The organism is Buttiauxella cochleicola, assembly GCF_021283185.1.
Taxonomy (GTDB): Bacteria; Pseudomonadota; Gammaproteobacteria; order Enterobacterales; family Enterobacteriaceae; genus Buttiauxella; species Buttiauxella massiliensis.
Map to the genome: position 1 here is coordinate 162,981 of NZ_JAJSOS010000002.1, position 18,461 is coordinate 181,441.

The following is an 18,461-nucleotide window of genomic DNA, read 5'->3' on the forward strand; positions in this document are numbered from 1 at the left end:
ATACCTCAATATTTTTGCTCCAAATAGGAGGCCTTTAAACAGGCCTCCGGGAAAAAGCTTAGCCACCTGCCATCATTAAAACCTCGTCCACAAAGCTTTTAGCTCGGGAAATATCATGCTCATCAACATGTTCGATGATCAGCGGAATATTCGGGTATTTTTGCGCTAACAGTTCTACATAGAGTGGGTAATTCAGCGAGCCTAATCCGGCGGCTGGCAATTCCACCGAACCTGCGCCACGGAAGCTGTTATGTTCAGCTGCGCCGCCGCCAAACTTTTCGGCAACCGCATCGGTACGTATGCAGTCTTTGGCATGGGCAATTTTGATTTTGCTTTCCAGCACATCAAAAATGCTATAGAGGGTTTCATCAATAGCGTCGATATTTTTATCATCAAAATAGTTGGTTGGGTCCAGCGCCAGGCCTAAACCTGGATGGTCAACTTCGCGCATTAACCGGGCGACCTGGCTAACAGAGCCGATGATATTATTGACGTAGTTTTCGACCAGGAACACAGCGTTGTGCTCATAAGCAAAAGTCGCTAACTCTTTGGCGATGGCTTTAAATTCCTGATAAGCCTCTTCTGTGCTGTTTTTTGGATCGTAAAGCCAATCGCTGTCTGTGTTGTAGGTGCCCGTTTCACTGATCACATAAGGGGTGCCAAAGTCACGTGCGTGGGCGAGGATTTCCTTCACTGCGGCAATATTTTCTGCACGTTTTTGCAAGTCAGGGTGGACTAAGTTGGTATAGGACGAAATAGCTACGATAGGCAGCGAAGCGCGGCGAAAAGCATCGCGTACCTGATGTGCTTTTGCCGGAGTAATATGCCCGCGCCGTAAATCAACATCAGTAAACTCAAGGTCTAATTGCACACAGCCCATACCCGCCTGCTTAATTTTATGGATAGTCTCACTCAGGGTGTAGGGGTAATAACCTGTAAATATGCCAACGTTAATCATTGTGTATTCTCCGGTAATATTTCGTTGAGATAGACAGTTCGTTCTTCCTGAATAGAGACATAGCTTGCTTCAATGCAAGCCAGGGTCTTGAGATTATCTTTTGCACTAATTTGTGGTGGAACATGATCTTCAATGGCGCACATTAAATTTGCCATGGTGCCGATGAAGGCATCAGGGAACCATTGCTTTTCCCATTGGGGTGATATCCATTGCCCTGGATAATCGTGCGAGGCCAGTTTCAATGTGCTGCCACAATATTCCGGTTCGCGGCGATGCCAGCCAAAATCGCCTTCGGTAAGACCTGCCGTTCCTTCAACGCGCCAGTTGATGTAATTATTTTTGGCACATGGCTCACCTGGCCACGCCCACACATCATCAAGGCTTGTTGCAATCAGGCCGTTCGCGTACTGGAAGGTGTATTGGGTGATCCCATCGGTATGTTCAAATGAAGTGCGTGGGTCAGTCCGGCATACTGCGGTGACTTTTACAGGGTCGCCAAATAAAAACCGGAAAGCATCAATGTGGTGGATAGCCATGGCATACAGCTCAAGCTTTTTATATTGCTGTAAAAAGATCTGCCAGTCAGGAATTGCACGCATATCAATACTGGCAATTACCGGGGTACCAATCAGTTGATTCTCAATAATGTATTTCAATGCGCGTATCGACGGGTCATAGCGCATATTCGAATTTACCGCGACAGGGATGCCACTTTTTTCACTAAGTCGGACAATCTCTTGTCCATCTTCCAAAGACATTGCGAGAGGTTTTTGGCAAAGAATCCCTTTGATGTGTTTGGCTGGAGAATCTGGCCCACAAATAAAGCGCACAATCTCGAGTTGCACATGGGGTGGAACGGCAATATCTACAATCTCGATTTGCGGATCGCAGACCATCTCCTGCCAGGTGGTATAAACCTTTTCGATACCAAACAACTCAGCGAGCCGATCACAATGTGTCTGTTCTCTGGAGGTAATGGCGTATGTTGTGAAACCCGCTTTTTGGTATGCCACCAGGTGGCAATGTTCAACAATAAAACCGGCACCAATAATCCCGATTTTATAATCCGGTCGTTTTGGAAGAACGGGTCGCGTGGCGTGCTCTAATTGACGTAATAAAGTATCCATAGAACCCTCAGTAATCGCGGTGAAGTTGAGAGAGATGGATTCACTTTAGACTGCAGTGCCAAATAGTGTCATAGGTGGAATTCTCCACAACATGGATGCAAATCTCAGGGCAATGGTTATGTGAGTCAGTTCATAAATACACCAGTTTATGGTGCGAATATTTTGCAAAGGGCTAGCGGGGGGGAATAAAACAGCCTCTGATTACCAGAGGCCGCAAGATTACTGTTAAAAGAAGGTTTCCATTTGAATCCCGAAACTCCACTCGCCACCGGCAGTAAAGTCTTTCTCGCCGAGCGTATCGTGCGGGCTGTAATTATCCAGCGATTTATCCCAGTTCATCCAGGTTGCGAAGAAGCGCAATTCAGGACGGCTGAAGAATGGCGAAATATTGTCAGCGCGGAAGGTTGGGGCAAAGGTCAGCTTGTAAAAGTTACCGTGGACTTTCTGGTAATCAAGATAACCATTCGGGTCTAAATCCATATATTGCCAGGAGGCTTCGTATCCTAATACAAAGTTTTCGGTGATATTTTGCATTAAGCGACCATTAAGGGTGATCCAGCGGTAGTCATCATTTTTTACGTAACGATCGCTACTATGCTGCGCCAGTACAGAAGGGGCAAAATCCCAGTCTTTGGCAAGATTCACGATACCGTAGCTTGCCAGGCGCAGCGTTTTCGCATCCGATAGTAATGCAGGGTCTGTACCGATATTTTTAACTTCGGCACCCAGTCCTTGCCCCCAGGAAATAGCACTGCGTGATTCACCTTTAGTCAGGCCATAGAAGCTATCGGTTTTGTAGCCCAGCAATGTGGTGTAACCCTGGTCTGCCGCATTAAAGACTTTTATTCCGTTCGGGATTTGTCGTTCATCATTATCTTTAGCTTTCATTCCACTGACATATAACTGCACTGGGCCAACGTAGTTATTTGCCGTCAGGATATAGTTCTGAACGTCATTATTTACGATGTCTACGTCACCAAAACTACGACCAATAAATGAAAAATTACTGTGGATGTCGTCACTCCACTTGATGTCGTAAATACCGCCACCCGTACCATTTAGTGCGATAAATTTTGAATCAAGCCATGGGATTTCAAAATTATCACGATCCACTCGTTTACCAGCCCATAACGTAGTGTCTTTAAAAATACCGGTAAAACTTGGCAAGGAGGCAATTTCCGCGAACACCTGGCTGACGTTTAAAGTGCTGGAGTCTGCTGTCCAGTCGTTATAACTCTTTTGCTGATCGGCGATCATCGTCATAAAGCGTGTTGTTGCGCCGTTATCAAGGCGTTGTTTTTTCTCCAGATAAACTTCGACGTAGGTATCTGGTTCATTACCAAGACGCCCGACCGCGCCACCCGTTTGCCCTGCAGGGGTCAAATAAGGGCCACCCTGGGCGTGACGGGCATTTTGTGTTGTCATCATTCCTGAACGCGCGTAGCCATGAAGTTCGAAATAACCATTGTCATCCGGGGTGACTTTCTCAATATGTTTGGTGCGTTTTTCTAAATCCTGCGTCGTTTTTTGCGCCTGTTGAGCTTGTTGTTCGCTGTGTTGTATTTGAGCCTGTAATTTTTCATTCTTTTGCTCGGCAATAGTGGCTCGGGATTCTGCCTTTTGCAGTCGTAATTCTAATTGATTAAGGCGTTCTTCAATGGTTAATCCAGGGGCGGCAATGACATGAGGAATCGATAATATATTTATAAGCCCGCAGCCTATAAGTGCAGCAGAAGTCATTTTCATATTATTCTCGTCAATCGTTTGTCAGATATAAAAAAGGTAATGAAAAGCCCTGCGCCAGTTAAATGGCGCAAGAGCAGGGTTTATTTATTTTATTTTTCAGTTAATCGAGGTGATATATTTCTTCCATCTCAACCCATAGAGTTCCTTCTGGCTCTCCATCTAGCGGCTTCTGGCAGGGGCCAGTTTCTTGCCACCACTCTTGAGTTTTCAGGTGTGCAGACATCTTTTTCTGATCGGCTTCGTAATCGTCACCCATATATTCAAGATAACTGAACAGTAATCCATTTTTATAATAAATAGAGAAGTTACGTAAGTTACATTCTTTAATCATGGCATTGACTTCAGGCCACGGGTTAGCATGTAACGCTTTATAATATTCCAGCTTCTCAGGCCTGACCTGAACAACACAGCCGAAACGGCGTAATTTACTCATGGGCCTATTCCTTATTATTAATAACTCCTGCACGTAGCAGAATATTTTTTATTTCAATTTTCATTTCTTCTGTTAATGGGGATGCCGGAGGCAGTGAATGCACAGGTATATCTAGCCCAATTAACTGCAAGGCATATTTCACTGCGTTATAGAATGGCAAATCCATACTATAAAGAGGCGGTATCCAGGAAAGCGACTGCTGCAATTCAACTGCTCGCGAGAAATCTTGTTTACGGAACGCGTCAAGAATTCCGCAGGTGAGTTGGGGTGCAAAGTTCGCGCTAGCCGGGATACAACCGTCACCCCCAAGAATCAAGGTGCCTAGCAGGTACTCGTCATAACCGGCGAAAATGGCGAAGTCAGGGCGGTGCGGTTTCACTGCATGAATCGTCTCGCGGATATGCGATAAGGTATCGACGGTATCTTTAAGGCCGACAATGTTGGGACAGCTCAACGCCAGTTCGCGGATCACGTTAACAGGAAGCGGTTGCCCGGTCAGCGCAGGGAAGTTGTAGAGAATAATCGGCAATTCAAGTGCATTGGCGATCGTTTTGTAGTGGTTTAGCAGGTTCGCTTCACTGAGCGGGTTGTACCATGGGTTAACCACCACAGCGCCACTCGCACCAATTTGCTGGGCATGCAGACCGGCATCAATCGTTTGTTGCGTGCCACAGTAAGCGATACCGATCAATACGGGTTTTCTGCCGGCCACCTGGCGTACGCAAAACTCAGCAACTTGCGTGCGCTGGGCTTCCGACATATGGGCGAATTCTCCGGCGCTGCCGAGGAAAAACAGGCCATCGACTGGCGATGACAGCAAATGCTCAATGAGTATCGCTTGTGCAACGCTATCAAATTCACCCTGTTCATTAAACAGAGTGGGAACCGGGGGAATGACACCACTAAAACGAGGCTGACTCATGATTTTCTCCAGCAGGTTATTGAATACGTGGTCCATGGAATGCTTGTTGGTAAAGCGAGACTATCGCCTCAAGCGTGACCGCACGTGGGTTGCCACTGGTACAAATATCGTCCAGCGCTGCTTGTGAGAGTGTCAAAATATCTTTTTCTTTCACGCCCACCTCGCGCAGAGATGCCGGGATATCCACATCTTTATTTAACTGCCAGACGGCATTTACCGCAGCTTGGCGAACCTCAGCCAACGGTAACGTACTGGCGTGCTCAACACTCATCACTCGCGCGATATCACGGTATTTTTCACCGGTAAAATCAGCATTCCATTCCATTATCCAGGGCAGCAGAACCGCATTCGCGACGCCGTGAGGCGTGTTGTAAAAGGCACCAAGCGGGTGAGCCATACCGTGAACCAGTCCTAACCCAACATTCGAGAAACCCATTCCGGCTATGTATTGCGCGAGAGCCATTTGTTCTACCGCTTCGGGCTGTCCTGCAACGGATTGACGCAGCGATTGCGCGATAAGCTCAATCGCTTTTAGATGGAGTGCGTCTGTTAGCGCCCATGCTCCCAGGGTGATATAGCCTTCGATTGCGTGGGTGAGTGCATCAATTCCGGTTGCGGCTTTTAGCGGCGCGGGCATGGCATCCATTAAGTCGGCATCAACAATGGCAACCTGGGGAATATCGTGTGGGTCAATACAGACAAATTTACGCTGCTTTTCTTCGTCGGTTATCACGTAATTGATTGTAACTTCTGCCGCAGTGCCCGCCGTGGTGGGGATGGCGATAATTGGCACGCAGGGTTTGGTGGTGGGTGTGAATCCTTCCAGACTGCGAACGTCTGCAAATTCAGGATTGTTAATAATGATGCCAATCGCTTTGCTGGTGTCTTGTGGTGAACCGCCGCCGATGGCAATCAGATAATCGGCATCGCATTGGCGGAAAGCCTCAACGCCATGTTTCACCACGTTAATTCCCGGGTTAGGGACGACGCCATCATAAAGTGACCAGGCTTTATCGGCATTATCGAGTAACTCGGTGATCTTCCCGACGATCCCGCATTTCACCAGCCCTGAATCAGTGACGACCAACGCTTTTTTAAATCCACGACGCTCAATTTCTGCAATCAGCTGATTGCGACTTCCACGCCCGAACCAGGATGTTTCATTTAATATCATTCGTTGTGACATTATTACTGCTCCTTGTCGTTAAGCGCAGGCGAAGGCGCTCGCACCTATTAATAAGTGTGACCTTGCCTGCAATTAAAACATTTTTTATTTAACTGATTTTATCGGTAATACAAAAAATGATGATGCAAAAACAAAGATGATTGCGGCAATAAAAAGAGTCGAATAGTCATTATTAAATGTTGATAATAACCATGCGGATAATATTGGACTGAAAGATTGCGGTAACACAGTGGCAATGGTCAAAATACCCATGTCTTTGCCTGCTTGTTTTCCACCACCGGGTAATACTTGGGTCATCAGTGCCATATCAATAGAGGTATAAGCACCGTAACCAAGACCCAGAATAGCCGCATAATAATACATACCGTTGAGCGTCGGCACGAATAGCGGGACCATCAGGCCAATTGCCATCAGAATACTGGAGGCAAAAACAAAAATTTTACGGCGCTGATACTTATCTGAAAGATAGCCCGACACCAGACCGGAGAACAGTAATGTCACCAGGGTAATAACCGAAATAGTCCCGATGGCATAGTTAGAGTCTTTAACACTTAAACCAATGTAGTCCTGAAGAATATACAGCTGATAGGTTACAACCCCTTGATATCCCAGGAACATGGCGAAGCGGCCTAAGAACGCCCATCCAAAATCAGGATATTGGCGTGGGCTTACCCAGAAACTTTTGAAGAAGGTGCCCCATTTGAATGGTTCAACTTCAAGTGCGCGGGTAGAGGGCTCGCGGTTTATCAGGACAAACGCTACACAACAGGCGATGATCGCAAGACCAAACACCAGGTAACCGAGTTGCAGGTTATATGCCAGATAACCGGCGACAATAATACCGACCGTACCGCCAGCTGTTGAGCCAGCCCCCACAAACCCAGAAGCAATACCACGGTTTTCCGGTAAGAAGCGGTCTGCGACTACGGTGGCGAGGGGCCCGTTCATACAGTTAAGCGAAACGGCTGCCATAAGCCAAAACACGGCGATACCGGCAACGGTGGTGGTCATTGAAATCCCAAAAATTGCCAGGCCGCCAATTAGAGCTCCTCCGACAATCCACGGTGCACGCCGCCCCCAGGTTGAACGGCAACGGTCGGATAAGGCGCCTGCAATTGGTTGAGCAAAAATGGTAAATAACAGCGCCGAGGTCATGACAATCGCCAGGTTATTGGCTTTATTTGCCGGATCGATCTGCGCTATATGGTTAGGTAATAAAACAGAAATAACACCGCAATAGAGAGCCAGTAATACGAAGAAGTTAGTAAACAATGAAGCAAGAAGTATCCGCTTTCTTCTCCCGGTTACGTGCAGTGTATTTTCTGATGCCTTATCTATAAACTTACCGCCTGCATTTGTAGGGTGCAGTGCATTACTATTATCAGACATGCTTATTTCCTCAATTATTTTTTCAGTAGGGTACTGCGAAATAAACGACATCCAGACCTTGTTCCTTATTTGTCATTCCCCTCCTGAATCTGATAAATAAATATTACGAGCATTCCCACCCATAATGGCGTGTTTGTCGCGGGCATGCAGATTGGCGATGGCCTTTTCGACACATTGTTTCCAGCGAGAATACCCCCCGGCTAAATTGACCACTGGCCAGTCCCCCCCAAATAAGCAGCGATGAGCCCCAAAGCTGTTAATCGCGTGATGGATCCACGGAGCGAGTTGTTCATCGTCCCATGTTTGCCAGTCCGCCTCGGTAGGTAGCCCGGAAATCTTGCAGCACAGGGAAGGGAACTCAGCCAGTTGCGCGAACGCGTCTTGCCATTCTTGCCAGGCATTGTTGATAATCCCTGGTTTCCCCATATGGTCCAGCACTACCCTGGCATTCGGTTGGTGCGCAGACAGCCAACTCAACAGATGATGCACCGCCGGTAATTGATGTGCACGGACACATAAATCGAGAACAAAACCTTCCTGAGCGGCTGCCAGCAAACCTGCGCGGTAATGGGCATCGTAAAACAATGCATCAGGTTCATTTTGAAGCGAGCGACGAATACCGACTACGCGCGGCAGGGTGCGTAACTGGCGTAGCAGCGGTATTACCGCCTCTCCATTTTCTAGCGGTGCCCAGGCCACGATACCGGCAATTTGAAAAGGCGAATGTTCTGCCCGTTCGTTAATCCAGTTCACCTCAGCCAGCGCCTGATCCGCTGTGCACTCTGCCTGTACCACAATGGCGGCATTCGGGGCCGTACCTTCTGCGGCTAAATCTTCCGGCAAATGTGGATGGTTGAGCGCCGGAACATCACTAAGCCAGCCGTAGTGCAGAATACGTGGGTCCCACAGATGCAGGTGGCTGTCTATTAGCGTCATTTTTGGGCCTTTCCCCCATTGCCTGGCAGCACATCCCAGCCAATATTGAGAACGGGTGCGATCAGCTCATCAATTTTTTGCAGCAACGCGGCATCCAGCGGTTGTTCACACCAGCGCACGTTATCAAGCATGTTTGCTTTGCTGGCGGTGCCGATAACGGTAGTGGCAATACCTTGTTCAGCCGCCGTGGTCAGTGCAAACTGCAATGCGACCTGGGAAATATTCACGCCTTCACGATCGCACAACGCAGAGACGGCACGGCAGGCATTCTGTATATCTTCGTGTGCCGGGTGCCAGGCTGGCGCGCCGCCGCGAGTGAGTAATCCCATCGAAAGTGGGGAGGCATTCAACACACCGATCCCGGCCTGGTTTAATCGCCTGGCAACATCGCCTAACCGGCGGTCCTGTAACGTCCAGGTACAGTAGGCCATGACGGTATCGACTTTCTGCTCCACGGCCAGTTTTTCAAGCAGTGCAAGGTCGTAGCCAGTGATGCCAACATGCCGTACTACGCCACTTTGTTGGAGTTCACGAAGCGTCGGGAGTGCTTCTTCAACTAACTGGTGCAAATCACCGTATTCGATGTCATGACACTGAATAACGTCGATGTAATCAGCACCCAGGCGAGCGAGACTTTCATCAATGCTGCGCAAAGTGGCTTCGCGGGAGAAATCCCATTGGCTGTCGCCATAGCGACCTACTTTGGTTGCGAGGGTATAACTTGCGCGTGGGACGCCCTTCAATGCGCCACCCAATGCGGTTTCTGCTTTGGTTAAACCGTAATAAGGTGCGACGTCGAAATAGTTAACGCCGTGTTCTAGTGCTGTGGCTACCGTATCATTAGCTTGTTGTTGTGATACCGGGTGATAAATACTGCCAAGTGAGGCAGCACCCATTGCCAGTACGGGAACCTGAATGCCTGTGCGCCCTAAAGCTACTGTTTTCATTTTTCCTGTTCCTTTTTCATTCATTATTTTGCGCAGCCCTGAGGGACAAGCGCAGCCCGGCACGTTCTGGACGAACATGAGGCCCTTGCGGAAGCGTCCAGCTACCTTCATTCAATTGTTGTGCAAGCGTGGTTTCATCAAACGTGATGCCAAGCCCTGGCGTGTTGCCCAACATGATCCCGCCATTTTCGATGCGCTGGTCGACGTGCAAGCCCAGAGGGAAACTGAGATCTTGAATTTCACAGCTCATATGGTTGGGAACAGCCGCTGCAGCGTGCGCAACAGGGTTTGCGTTATAGCCAACGGGGCTTACCGGTAAACTGAAAGCATGAGCAAGGTTTGCTACGCGCAGGAAATGGCTTATTCCCCAACACATGCCCGCCTGCAAGACATCCACCGCTTGTTCGCGTAACAACGGCTGGAACTGTTCGATACCCGTGAGGTTTTCCCCGGTAGCGACAGCACAGTTTGTTTGCTGGCGAATAAGCGCGTGGCCTGCGGCATCCCAACGTCTGACAGGTTCTTCAATCCAGGTCAGATCAAGTGTTTCTTCAAGGCGTCGCACATAGCGCACCGCTTGTTTGGCGCTCATCGACTCATTCACATCAATCATCATTGCGGGAGACGGTGAATTAAGCAGATACACTTCCCGCACCGCTCGTAAGCGTTCAATATCTTGTTCAACATCGAGGCCACCTTTAATTTTGAAGGCACTGAAACCACGTTCAGCAAAACGGCTGTGCAGGTTGACGAGTTCTTCCAGCGATAAAGGGAAATCCAGCCCGGAGGCATAACCTGGAACAAAGGGCTGACGCGCGCCAAGTAACCGCCACAACGGTTGGTTCGCCAGTTTCGCTTTCAGGTCCCACAGCGCCATGTCCACCACGCCAATCGCGCCAAAGACACTGCCGGCATGGCCGCTTTTAAATACCCATGACTGCATACGGTCATAAAGTGCGGTTACCGCGCGTGGGTCTTCACCTTCAATTGCCGGAAAGATGCGTGCAATATCGGCATGCCCACCGAGGCCGATGCCAGAAACTCCCTCATCTGTTTCCAGGATAAGCAGGGGAACTTCTGTTACGCCAGACTCAACGGTGCCGTTAACATCGCCAATCGGGCGACCCCAGCGATGAACAGTTTTTAGCGTGCGCCAACCGGTGATTTTCATGCGATCAACTCCTGTTCCAGCGCCTGGGTTTCGGAAAGGGGCGTGCGTAAATCAATCACCATGCGACCTTGAATGCTGCCGCTCTCCATTTCTGAGAAAATGTCATTTATTTCATCGAGTTGACGAGAATGAACCACTGGCTTAACGCGCCCGGCAAGCGCATGTTCGAAGGCTTCGGCTAAATCCTGACGAGTACCGACCAGGCTGCCGACAATCTCAATACCATCAAGAACAGTTTTGACGATATTCAAGTCCAGGTTACCAGGGGGGACGGCGACGCAAACGACTTTGCCACCGGCTCGGAGGCTGTCGACCGCTTGATTAAATGCGCTGCGAGCTACGGCAACCACAACAGCGCTATGCGCCCCACCCGAGGTGATTTCATGGATCCGCGCAGGCACGTCATCACGCATGGCGTTTAGCGTTATCTCAGCACCTGATTCACGAGCCAGAGCAAGTTTATCGTCCTGAATATCGATGGCGATAACCCGGGCGTTAAAGACATTGCGTGCATACTGAATCGCCATGTTGCCAAGCCCGCCTGCACCCCAGATAGCCAGCCACTGCCCAGGGCGAATACCTGACACTTTGATGGCTTTATAGGTGGTGACGCCGGCACAGGTAATACTGCTGGCGATTAATGGGTCAAGCCCGGCAGGCACTTTTACCGCGTAATCAGCTTTGACAATACATTGCTCAGCCATAGCACCATCAACGCTATAACCTGCATTTTTAACCTTACGACAGAAGGTTTCTCGTCCACTAACGCAGTATTCACAGACTCCACATCCTTCATAGAACCAGGCAATACTGACGCGGTCACCAATATGCAAACTGGTGACGTCATTGGCGATAGCACGCACAATACCGATACCTTCGTGACCAGGAACACGGCCCGGTACGGGGCCAAAATCTCCCTGAACTACATGTAAATCGGTATGGCATACGCCACAGCATTCCACTTCGACTAAAGCTTCCCCGGCCTCTAACGCACGTAGCGTTATCTTTTGGATTTCGACTTTGCCAGGATGGCGCTGGCTAACGACGGCTGCTTTCATGATCGTTCCCTGTTATTTGAGCTCTGGTACAACGTTGTCACGGATACGCTGGCGTCTTGCTACGTAAGCGGGCAGGGGCTGCACACCCGATTGTTCGGTAAACCAGGCAAAGGGGTCAGTACTGGCAATCAGTGCAAAATTAGCCCATGGATTGAATGAACCCGAGCGGATGACCACTTTTGCCCGATGGGCAATGTCGTGGCATAAGATTTCGTGGCTGGCTTCGTGGAATTCCGCGCCGGAGCCGGTGTAGATGGTTTGTACATCACGATAAAGCTGCGGATGGCAATCACGCACTTCACTGGCAAAATGCACTTCTTCGGCAAACATCTCCTGACGCAGCACGCGCAGGATCTCCAGTACATCAACAGTGCCAGGCCAGAATCCCAAATCAATACGTTTTGCATGTGGTGGGATCGGGAAGCCGGCATCTGTCACTAATACAATGTCGGTGTGACCGAGAGTGGCTAATGCAGCGGCGAGTTCAGGGTGTAAGATTCTATCGGGTCTCATTTTTATTATTCCTCTGCAACGAGCATGGTTTTCATAAAGCCATCCACATCTGCGCGGTAGCGATAGGAAGGGACAGTTTCCCAGTCGGTACAACACAAGGCCGCAGTGGCATTCGCCAGCAAGACGGCTTCGGCTATCGGTTGGCCTTCATCAAGTGCAACGGCGAGTGCCGCATTAAAGCTGTCGCCTGCGCCATTACTGTCCACAACGTCGACTTTACATGGCGGGATTTCTTGCGTGCCGTTGTGACTAAAAACAGCGGAACCCGCGTCACCTAATGTCATCACGACATATTTGCAGCCTGTTTCCAGCAAGAGATCGGCAATTTCCCGGTTGCTGCGGGCATCATCTGGCTCAAGTCCCAGTGCGACGCGCGCTTCGGTTTCATTGGGTGTCAGGTAATCAATTGCACTCAGGTCAATCCCACGCAAATTGCGGGCGGGTGCAGGGTTGAGGATCGTTGTTTTGCCCAAATCCTTTGCTTTTCGAAGCCCATAGAGTGCAGTTTCCAAAGGGATTTCAAGCTGCGCCAGGGCAACGTTGCTTTTCTTGAGTTGTGGCAATGCCTGATCTACCAGCGCTGGGGTAAAGAGCTTGTTAGCACCCATATCCACGACAATGATATTGCGTGCTTCGTTATCTTTGATGATGAGCCCGGCGCCCGTTGGCAATTCGGCAGACAGGGTCAGCGCCTGAATATCCACGCCTTCTTGCTGCATCAGGCTGACAAATTCATGTCCAAACGCATCATCACCCACCACACCCGCATAAGAGACATCAGCCCCCAGGCGTGCTGCTTGCACCGCCATGTCAGAACCTTTGCCTCCCCAGGTTTGGCGAAAATCCTGGCCAATTAGCGTTTCACCAGCCAATGGAATGCGGTCAGCCGTCATAACCAATGCTTTCGCGTAGCTACCGAGAATAAATACACTCATCACATACTCCGTTAATTGTGCTGTTTGTTTTCATTGAGAATGCCGTCGGTCAGATGCCGACGGCTTCCATCGATCAGTAAGCGTTGATGTCCCCGGTCAGGCCTTTCACCAGTTCAGGGCCTGAGCTGGTGCCTACCAGTTCTGCACCGGCAATGAACATTTCTCTCATTTTTTCCAGCGTGTTGACTTTACCGGAAACTTTTACGCGGCAAGGTGCCTGAATATTCGCTTTGAGAAGTTGAACATCTTCCACGGTTGCAGCACATCCACCTTTGCCCCAACCACTGGATTGTTTCACCCAATCAATGCCTGCTTCGTAGGCAAAACGCGTCGCTTTGATTTTCATTGCTTCTTCGGTAATGAAGCCAAATTCCAGCATCGCTTTGACCTTCATGCCCAAATCATGTGCCACGTGGGTGACTTCTTTGAGCTCGTTAAAATAAAGGTCATCCATACCACCGAGTAAAAAGCCTGGGTTTGGTGGGAAGTCGAACTCATCCGCACCTTCTTTAGCCAGTTCACGCACCACAGCAATTTTCATTGCGGTGGTGTCATTGGCTTGCGGGAAGTTCACGGTGGTTGCAACACGTACGCCACTGCCTTTCAGTACATCTTTTGCTACGGATACCCAACAAGGCGCGATCATCGCAGCGTCAAACTGATACTCCAGGCAAATATTCAGGTGCTGGATGAGCCCTTCACGAGTCAAATCTGGGCTGACGTTAGTGAACTGGATAGCCTTGGCTACCTGGCGGGGATCGTTAAAATCAATCATTTACTTCTACTCCTGTTGGCTAAGTTAACGCACGGCTAGTTATGCGGTGAATCTGACGTTTACTTTAGGCAGCTTTGGCAGAAAGCGTGATAGTTGGGATTCCCTGCAATATGGACAGAATTTCCATGTCAACAAAGTTGTGAGCTTGTTCAAAAATCTATCAGTGCTCTAGCGACATAACATGTTTTTGACGCGAGTCCATGCCACGATGAACTAAGGTGTCTGCAGCATTTTCTTGTTCAAAATGGAAATCCGGAATGGAAAAACTTGCGCAAAAAACACAGGTCCTGGCGAACTGGTATCGGGAGTCAGATAAGTTTTCAACCCTGATGAATTACCAAATTCTGCGCGCAGGCCATATCCAAACCGCGGAAAATTTTCATGTTCGGCGGCAGTCGGTTGTTGGGCATGAGCTGATCTTTTGCCTGAAGGGAAGTGGCTTTGTCCGGTTAGAACATAACCTTTATGAAGTGAAGGAAGGCTGCCTGGTGTGGTTACCCGTTCGTTGGCCACATGAACACTTTCCCCATAAAGATGAACCATGGGAAATATTGTGGTTGCGCATTGATAGCGAAAAACTCAGTAATATCATGCAGATATTAGATGTTCCGCAAAACCCAGTGTTCCAGTTCGATAACCCTGAAAAGGTCACTGACATTTATCACCATATTTTTAGTTTGATGAAAAGCCACACTTTAGTAACTGATGCGCATTGTGACGAACTCTGTTCCAGACTTATTTTTACCTTGCTGGAGAATCGCAGTTCCGAGGTAACCAAGTCTCCAGTCATTACTCACCGCGGGCTTGGTCGGCTGATTTATCAGATACATAGCCATTACAGCGATGACTGGGATATTGATAAGTTTATGCAATATTGCCAGGTCAGTAAGTCGCAACTATTTCGTTTATTTCAAATGACGTTTAACCAAAGTCCATTACGCTGGTTAAAAAATTACCGTCTGTCGCAGGCACGCCGCTTGCTGGTGGAGACGCAGGAATCGATAGGTCGAATATCAGGGCAGGTGGGGTATAACGATCCGCTCCATTTTTCCCGCGATTTTCATCGTGCGGTTGGGTTATCGCCAAGTGAGTTTCGCCGCCGGGAGCAACGAATGGATTGAGGAACAGCGCTGAGCGTGGTTTGCATCTGAAATGTTGAATGCAATCAGTAAACAGAGGCAATAAACAGCCGACCAATTGATCCAGTTTATAATTGAGCAGAATACTTAACTGCATAATACCGGCCGACCTCCGCAGGTGCGGGGTTAAGCGCCAGCTTTTTCTGGCGACGAAGGTATATCTCAATGGAAAGGCGAAACTTTCTGAAAAGCGTTGCAGCACTATCAACTATTGGTTTGGTTCGTCCGGCATTTTCAGGAACCAAACGTGTTGATGACCCGGCAATCGCATCTTCTGATACCTCCCGCCGTTTTGTGGTCACACAAACGTATAGTCTCAAAGCGCCGGCAGGTTCCCAGGGCAAAGTTAATTTGTGGATACCTGTACCAGAAGACACTTCATTTCAGACCTTGCTCGACCTTTCCTTCAACGGTAACTACCAGAAAGCCAGCCTGACGGCTAATAACCGTTATGGTGCCAGAATGCTTTTTGTTACCTGGCCAGATTCTGAAGGCGCGCTGGATATTCGCGTTGATATGACGGTCGAAACCCGTGATTGGGAAGTGCTAAAAGACAATAAACTGGCCGACTGGTTGCTACCTGAGCAAGACGCAGTCATCCCGGACGAAATTAAACCTTTCTTGCTGGCTACTCCCCATATTCCTGTCGACGGTATCGTTAAAGAGACAGCGCTGAAAATTGTCGCTGGCGAAAAAGCACCGATAAAACAGGCTCGTTTGATTCACGACTGGGTTAGCACGCATATGCATCGCGATGATGCTGTGATTGGTTGCGGTACGGGTGATGTGGGCGAAATACTTAAAGCGGGCAAGCTTGGTGGTAAATGCACCGACATTAACTCCGTCTTTGTCGCGCTGTGCCGCGCGGTAGGTATTCCTGCGCGCGAAATGTTCGGTATTCGTCTTGGTGCCAGCCGCAAGCTTAGCGAGTATTCGAAGAAAGCTTTCGGTAGCGCGGATGAGCAGGGTATTGCAAAAATAAACGGGGGCCAACATTGCCGCGCGATGTTCTGGCTGGTGGGCTTTGGCTGGCTCCCGGCCGACCCGGCAGATGTCACCAAGATGCGTCTGACCGAGAAGAAAGAGAATGGTGACCCGGCTGTAAAAGCGGTTAGCGATTATCTCTTTGGCAATTGGGAAATGAACTGGGTGGGCTTTAATCACGCACGTGATTTCGCGCTTTATCCAGCAGCAGAACAAGGTGATGTCAACAACCTGGGTTACCCGTATGCCGAAGTAGATGGCGATCCTTTAAACTTCTACGATCCGGCAGCATTTAGCTATGACTACGTCAGCACCGAACAGCATTAAGGGTAATTTAGTCACGTTGCTGGCGGCATTAATTGCCGCTGGCGCTTCAACACTGTGCTGCATTGGGCCGTTGTTGTATCTGTTGTTTGGTATTTCAGCAGCAGGACTCACAGGGATCCCGACGCTACCCTGGTTACAAATTCCCATGGTAATCGTCTCCCTGGGATTGATGGTTCGTGGATTCTGGCGGCTCTATTTGTCTCCTAAGCCAATATGCACAAGTGTTGTCAGCCGTCGCGTGCTGGTCTTGTTGTATTGGTTATCAGTGCCACTGGTACTGTTCCTGACCACTTATCCGTATGTCTTACCCTGGATTTGGGAAAGTATGGAATGAAGCGATTTTTATGCCTGGGGCTGCTTTTGTTGACGCCTCTGAGTTGGGCGGCCAATAAAATGGTCACGATAGATATAGGGCAGATGAACTGCCCGCTGTGTGTTATTTCGATAAATCAGGCTTTGCGCAGTACCGACGGGGTTATCAAAGCGAAGGCGTCATTAAAAACGCATCAGGCACAAGTCATTGTTCCGGACAATTTTGATAACCAACAACTGCTATCGGCCATTGCTAAGACAGGATTTACCGGCCAAATTCACGCGGTGGATGAGGCGCAATAATTCCTGTTATCCCTACGATTGTGATTGCTGGAATCTCATTGGCGAATCACCACCTCCCGGTGGTGATTGTTTATCTGGTGGAGCGCCCCGTTAACCGGATAAGCAGCCCACACAGTGCCGCGAACGTTGCCAGCCCAACCATTCCCGTCCAGCCAAAGGTTTCCAGAGCTTTACTACCCAGCGTTGCACCTACTGCCATGCCGACAAACACGACGGTAAACATAATAGCGTTCAGGCGACTACGGGCAGCCGGATTTAACGCGTAGATAATGGTCTGGTGTGCCACCAGTGAGGCTTGAATACCCAGGTCAAACCCGACCGCACTAATGGCGATAATAGCCAGTTGCACAGGGACGGGAACAAACGGCATCACAAACATCAGGGCAAAGGAGATAACAACCAATGTGGCTGCAATTTTAGTGACGAAATCAGGGCCACGACGGTCAGCAAGTGACCCTGCCAGCGGTGCGGCAAGCGCTCCTGCGGCACCTGCGAGGCCAAAAGTACCGGCTACGGCGGAGCCCATATGGAAGCGGTCTGCCAGCATAATCGCAAGCGTTGACCAAAAAGCGCTGAACGCAATCGACAACAACCCTTGTGCCAGAGCAGCACGACGTAAAGCCGGATACTCCATCCACAGTTGGCCTAATGAGCGCAGTAGCGCGGGATAACGGAGTGTGGTTTGCGGCTTGAAAGAGGGCAGTACGTACCAGAGTGTTAGCGTGACGACCCAGACACCTACCGCTGCAATAGTATAAACACTACGCCAGCCCCAAAGTTGTGCCACGATGCCACTAAATACACGTGAAAGCAGAATGCCCGCCAGAAGCCCGGTCATCACCATTCCTACGGTTTTACCGCGATTGCTGTCAGAGGCCAGTGTGGCGGCGGCAGGGATAATATCTTGCGCTACGGTCGCAACCAGCCCAATCGCCAGACTGCTGAGCAATAGCACATGCCAGGAAGAAGAGAATCCGCACAACAGTAACGTCAACGAAAGCAGGGTGCCTTTAATCAGAATGATACGACGGCGGTCAAAGCGATCCCCAAGTGGGGCGAGTAACAAAATGCCGAGCGCATAACCAATTTGCGTCAGTGTGGGTACCAGACCGACATCACCGACACGGGCATGGAACGTGCTGCCGATAATCCCCAGCATTGGCTGGCTATAATAAATTGAGGCAACACTCAGGCCCGCGCCAAGGGCGAGAAGAAAAACAATTTTTCCAGACAGCATGGTGTCGGATGTTGATGTGGTCATTGTGGAAAGCTGGCTCATGGCTCGCTCCAGTGGGTTAAT

Annotated in this window: 19 protein-coding genes; 4 read left to right on the forward strand and 15 right to left on the reverse strand. The window is 49.5% G+C overall.

Annotation, left to right across the window (positions count from 1 at the left end):
- Positions 1-58: 58 nt before the first annotated feature.
- From LVQ76_RS03675 to deoC, 14 genes are all read right to left on the reverse strand, one after another.
- A complete protein-coding gene (locus LVQ76_RS03675; RefSeq protein WP_232921014.1) occupies positions 59-958 on the reverse strand; it encodes a sugar phosphate isomerase/epimerase family protein in 900 nt (299 codons plus the stop codon).
- Positions 955-2,085, reverse strand: a complete 1,131-nt coding sequence (locus LVQ76_RS03680) for a Gfo/Idh/MocA family protein (protein ID WP_232921015.1) — start codon at positions 2,083-2,085, stop codon at positions 955-957. Before LVQ76_RS03680 ends, LVQ76_RS03675 begins: the two co-directional genes overlap by 4 nt.
- A gap of 225 nt (positions 2,086-2,310) precedes the next feature.
- Positions 2,311-3,825 carry a carbohydrate porin gene (locus tag LVQ76_RS03685; protein ID WP_232921165.1) on the reverse strand — a complete coding sequence of 505 codons (1,515 nt, stop codon included), beginning with the start codon at positions 3,823-3,825 and terminating at the stop codon, positions 2,311-2,313.
- 106 nt (positions 3,826-3,931) lie between these two features.
- Positions 3,932-4,264, reverse strand: coding sequence for an L-rhamnose mutarotase (locus LVQ76_RS03690; protein WP_232903407.1), 333 nt, complete (start codon positions 4,262-4,264; stop codon positions 3,932-3,934).
- A gap of 4 nt (positions 4,265-4,268) precedes the next feature.
- Positions 4,269-5,186, reverse strand: coding sequence for a dihydrodipicolinate synthase family protein (locus LVQ76_RS03695; protein WP_232921016.1), 918 nt, complete (start codon positions 5,184-5,186; stop codon positions 4,269-4,271).
- 16 nt (positions 5,187-5,202) lie between these two features.
- Positions 5,203-6,372 (reverse strand): lactaldehyde reductase, encoded by a 1,170-nt coding sequence (fucO, locus tag LVQ76_RS03700; protein WP_232921017.1) that lies wholly within the window; start codon positions 6,370-6,372, stop codon positions 5,203-5,205.
- Positions 6,373-6,456: 84 nt separating this feature from the next.
- The gene (locus LVQ76_RS03705; protein ID WP_232863503.1) at positions 6,457-7,761 is read right to left on the reverse strand and encodes an MFS transporter; all 1,305 of its coding nucleotides are present in this window, start codon (positions 7,759-7,761) and stop codon (positions 6,457-6,459) included.
- A 72-nt stretch (positions 7,762-7,833) separates the two neighbouring features.
- The gene (locus LVQ76_RS03710; protein ID WP_232921018.1) at positions 7,834-8,697 is read right to left on the reverse strand and encodes an amidohydrolase family protein; all 864 of its coding nucleotides are present in this window, start codon (positions 8,695-8,697) and stop codon (positions 7,834-7,836) included.
- Positions 8,694-9,644 (reverse strand): aldo/keto reductase, encoded by a 951-nt coding sequence (locus LVQ76_RS03715; protein ID WP_232863505.1) that lies wholly within the window; start codon positions 9,642-9,644, stop codon positions 8,694-8,696. The genes LVQ76_RS03710 and LVQ76_RS03715 overlap by 4 nt, the downstream gene beginning before the upstream one ends.
- A gap of 16 nt (positions 9,645-9,660) precedes the next feature.
- A complete protein-coding gene (locus LVQ76_RS03720) occupies positions 9,661-10,815 on the reverse strand; it encodes a mandelate racemase/muconate lactonizing enzyme family protein (RefSeq protein ID WP_232863506.1) in 1,155 nt (384 codons plus the stop codon).
- On the reverse strand, positions 10,812-11,873 hold the full coding sequence (adhP, locus tag LVQ76_RS03725) for an alcohol dehydrogenase AdhP (RefSeq protein WP_232863507.1): 1,062 nt from the start codon (positions 11,871-11,873) through the stop codon (positions 10,812-10,814). Before adhP ends, LVQ76_RS03720 begins: the two co-directional genes overlap by 4 nt.
- A gap of 12 nt (positions 11,874-11,885) precedes the next feature.
- Positions 11,886-12,386: an RbsD/FucU domain-containing protein gene (locus LVQ76_RS03730; RefSeq protein WP_232863508.1), complete on the reverse strand. Its 501-nt coding sequence runs from the start codon at positions 12,384-12,386 to the stop codon at positions 11,886-11,888.
- Between the two features lie 5 nt (positions 12,387-12,391).
- Positions 12,392-13,321, reverse strand: coding sequence for a ribokinase (locus tag LVQ76_RS03735; protein ID WP_232921019.1), 930 nt, complete (start codon positions 13,319-13,321; stop codon positions 12,392-12,394).
- Positions 13,322-13,394: 73 nt separating this feature from the next.
- The gene (gene deoC / locus LVQ76_RS03740) at positions 13,395-14,096 is read right to left on the reverse strand and encodes a deoxyribose-phosphate aldolase (protein WP_232863510.1); all 702 of its coding nucleotides are present in this window, start codon (positions 14,094-14,096) and stop codon (positions 13,395-13,397) included.
- A 257-nt stretch (positions 14,097-14,353) separates the two neighbouring features.
- Here deoC and LVQ76_RS03745 point away from each other — a divergent pair, with 257 nt between their 5' ends.
- From LVQ76_RS03745 to LVQ76_RS03760, 4 genes are all read left to right on the forward strand, one after another.
- Positions 14,354-15,217 carry a helix-turn-helix domain-containing protein gene (locus LVQ76_RS03745; RefSeq protein ID WP_232903413.1) on the forward strand — a complete coding sequence of 288 codons (864 nt, stop codon included), beginning with the start codon at positions 14,354-14,356 and terminating at the stop codon, positions 15,215-15,217.
- Positions 15,218-15,400: 183 nt separating this feature from the next.
- Positions 15,401-16,546 carry a transglutaminase-like domain-containing protein gene (locus LVQ76_RS03750; RefSeq protein WP_232921020.1) on the forward strand — a complete coding sequence of 382 codons (1,146 nt, stop codon included), beginning with the start codon at positions 15,401-15,403 and terminating at the stop codon, positions 16,544-16,546.
- A complete protein-coding gene (locus tag LVQ76_RS03755) occupies positions 16,518-16,880 on the forward strand; it encodes a mercuric transporter MerT family protein (RefSeq protein WP_134182255.1) in 363 nt (120 codons plus the stop codon). Before LVQ76_RS03750 ends, LVQ76_RS03755 begins: the two co-directional genes overlap by 29 nt.
- Positions 16,877-17,161: a heavy-metal-associated domain-containing protein gene (locus LVQ76_RS03760; protein WP_232863514.1), complete on the forward strand. Its 285-nt coding sequence runs from the start codon at positions 16,877-16,879 to the stop codon at positions 17,159-17,161. Before LVQ76_RS03755 ends, LVQ76_RS03760 begins: the two co-directional genes overlap by 4 nt.
- Positions 17,162-17,231: 70 nt before the next feature.
- On the opposite strand, the gene LVQ76_RS03765 is transcribed toward LVQ76_RS03760, so the two are convergent.
- The gene (locus tag LVQ76_RS03765) at positions 17,232-18,440 is read right to left on the reverse strand and encodes an MFS transporter (protein ID WP_232921021.1); all 1,209 of its coding nucleotides are present in this window, start codon (positions 18,438-18,440) and stop codon (positions 17,232-17,234) included.
- Positions 18,441-18,461: the final 21 nt, after the last annotated feature.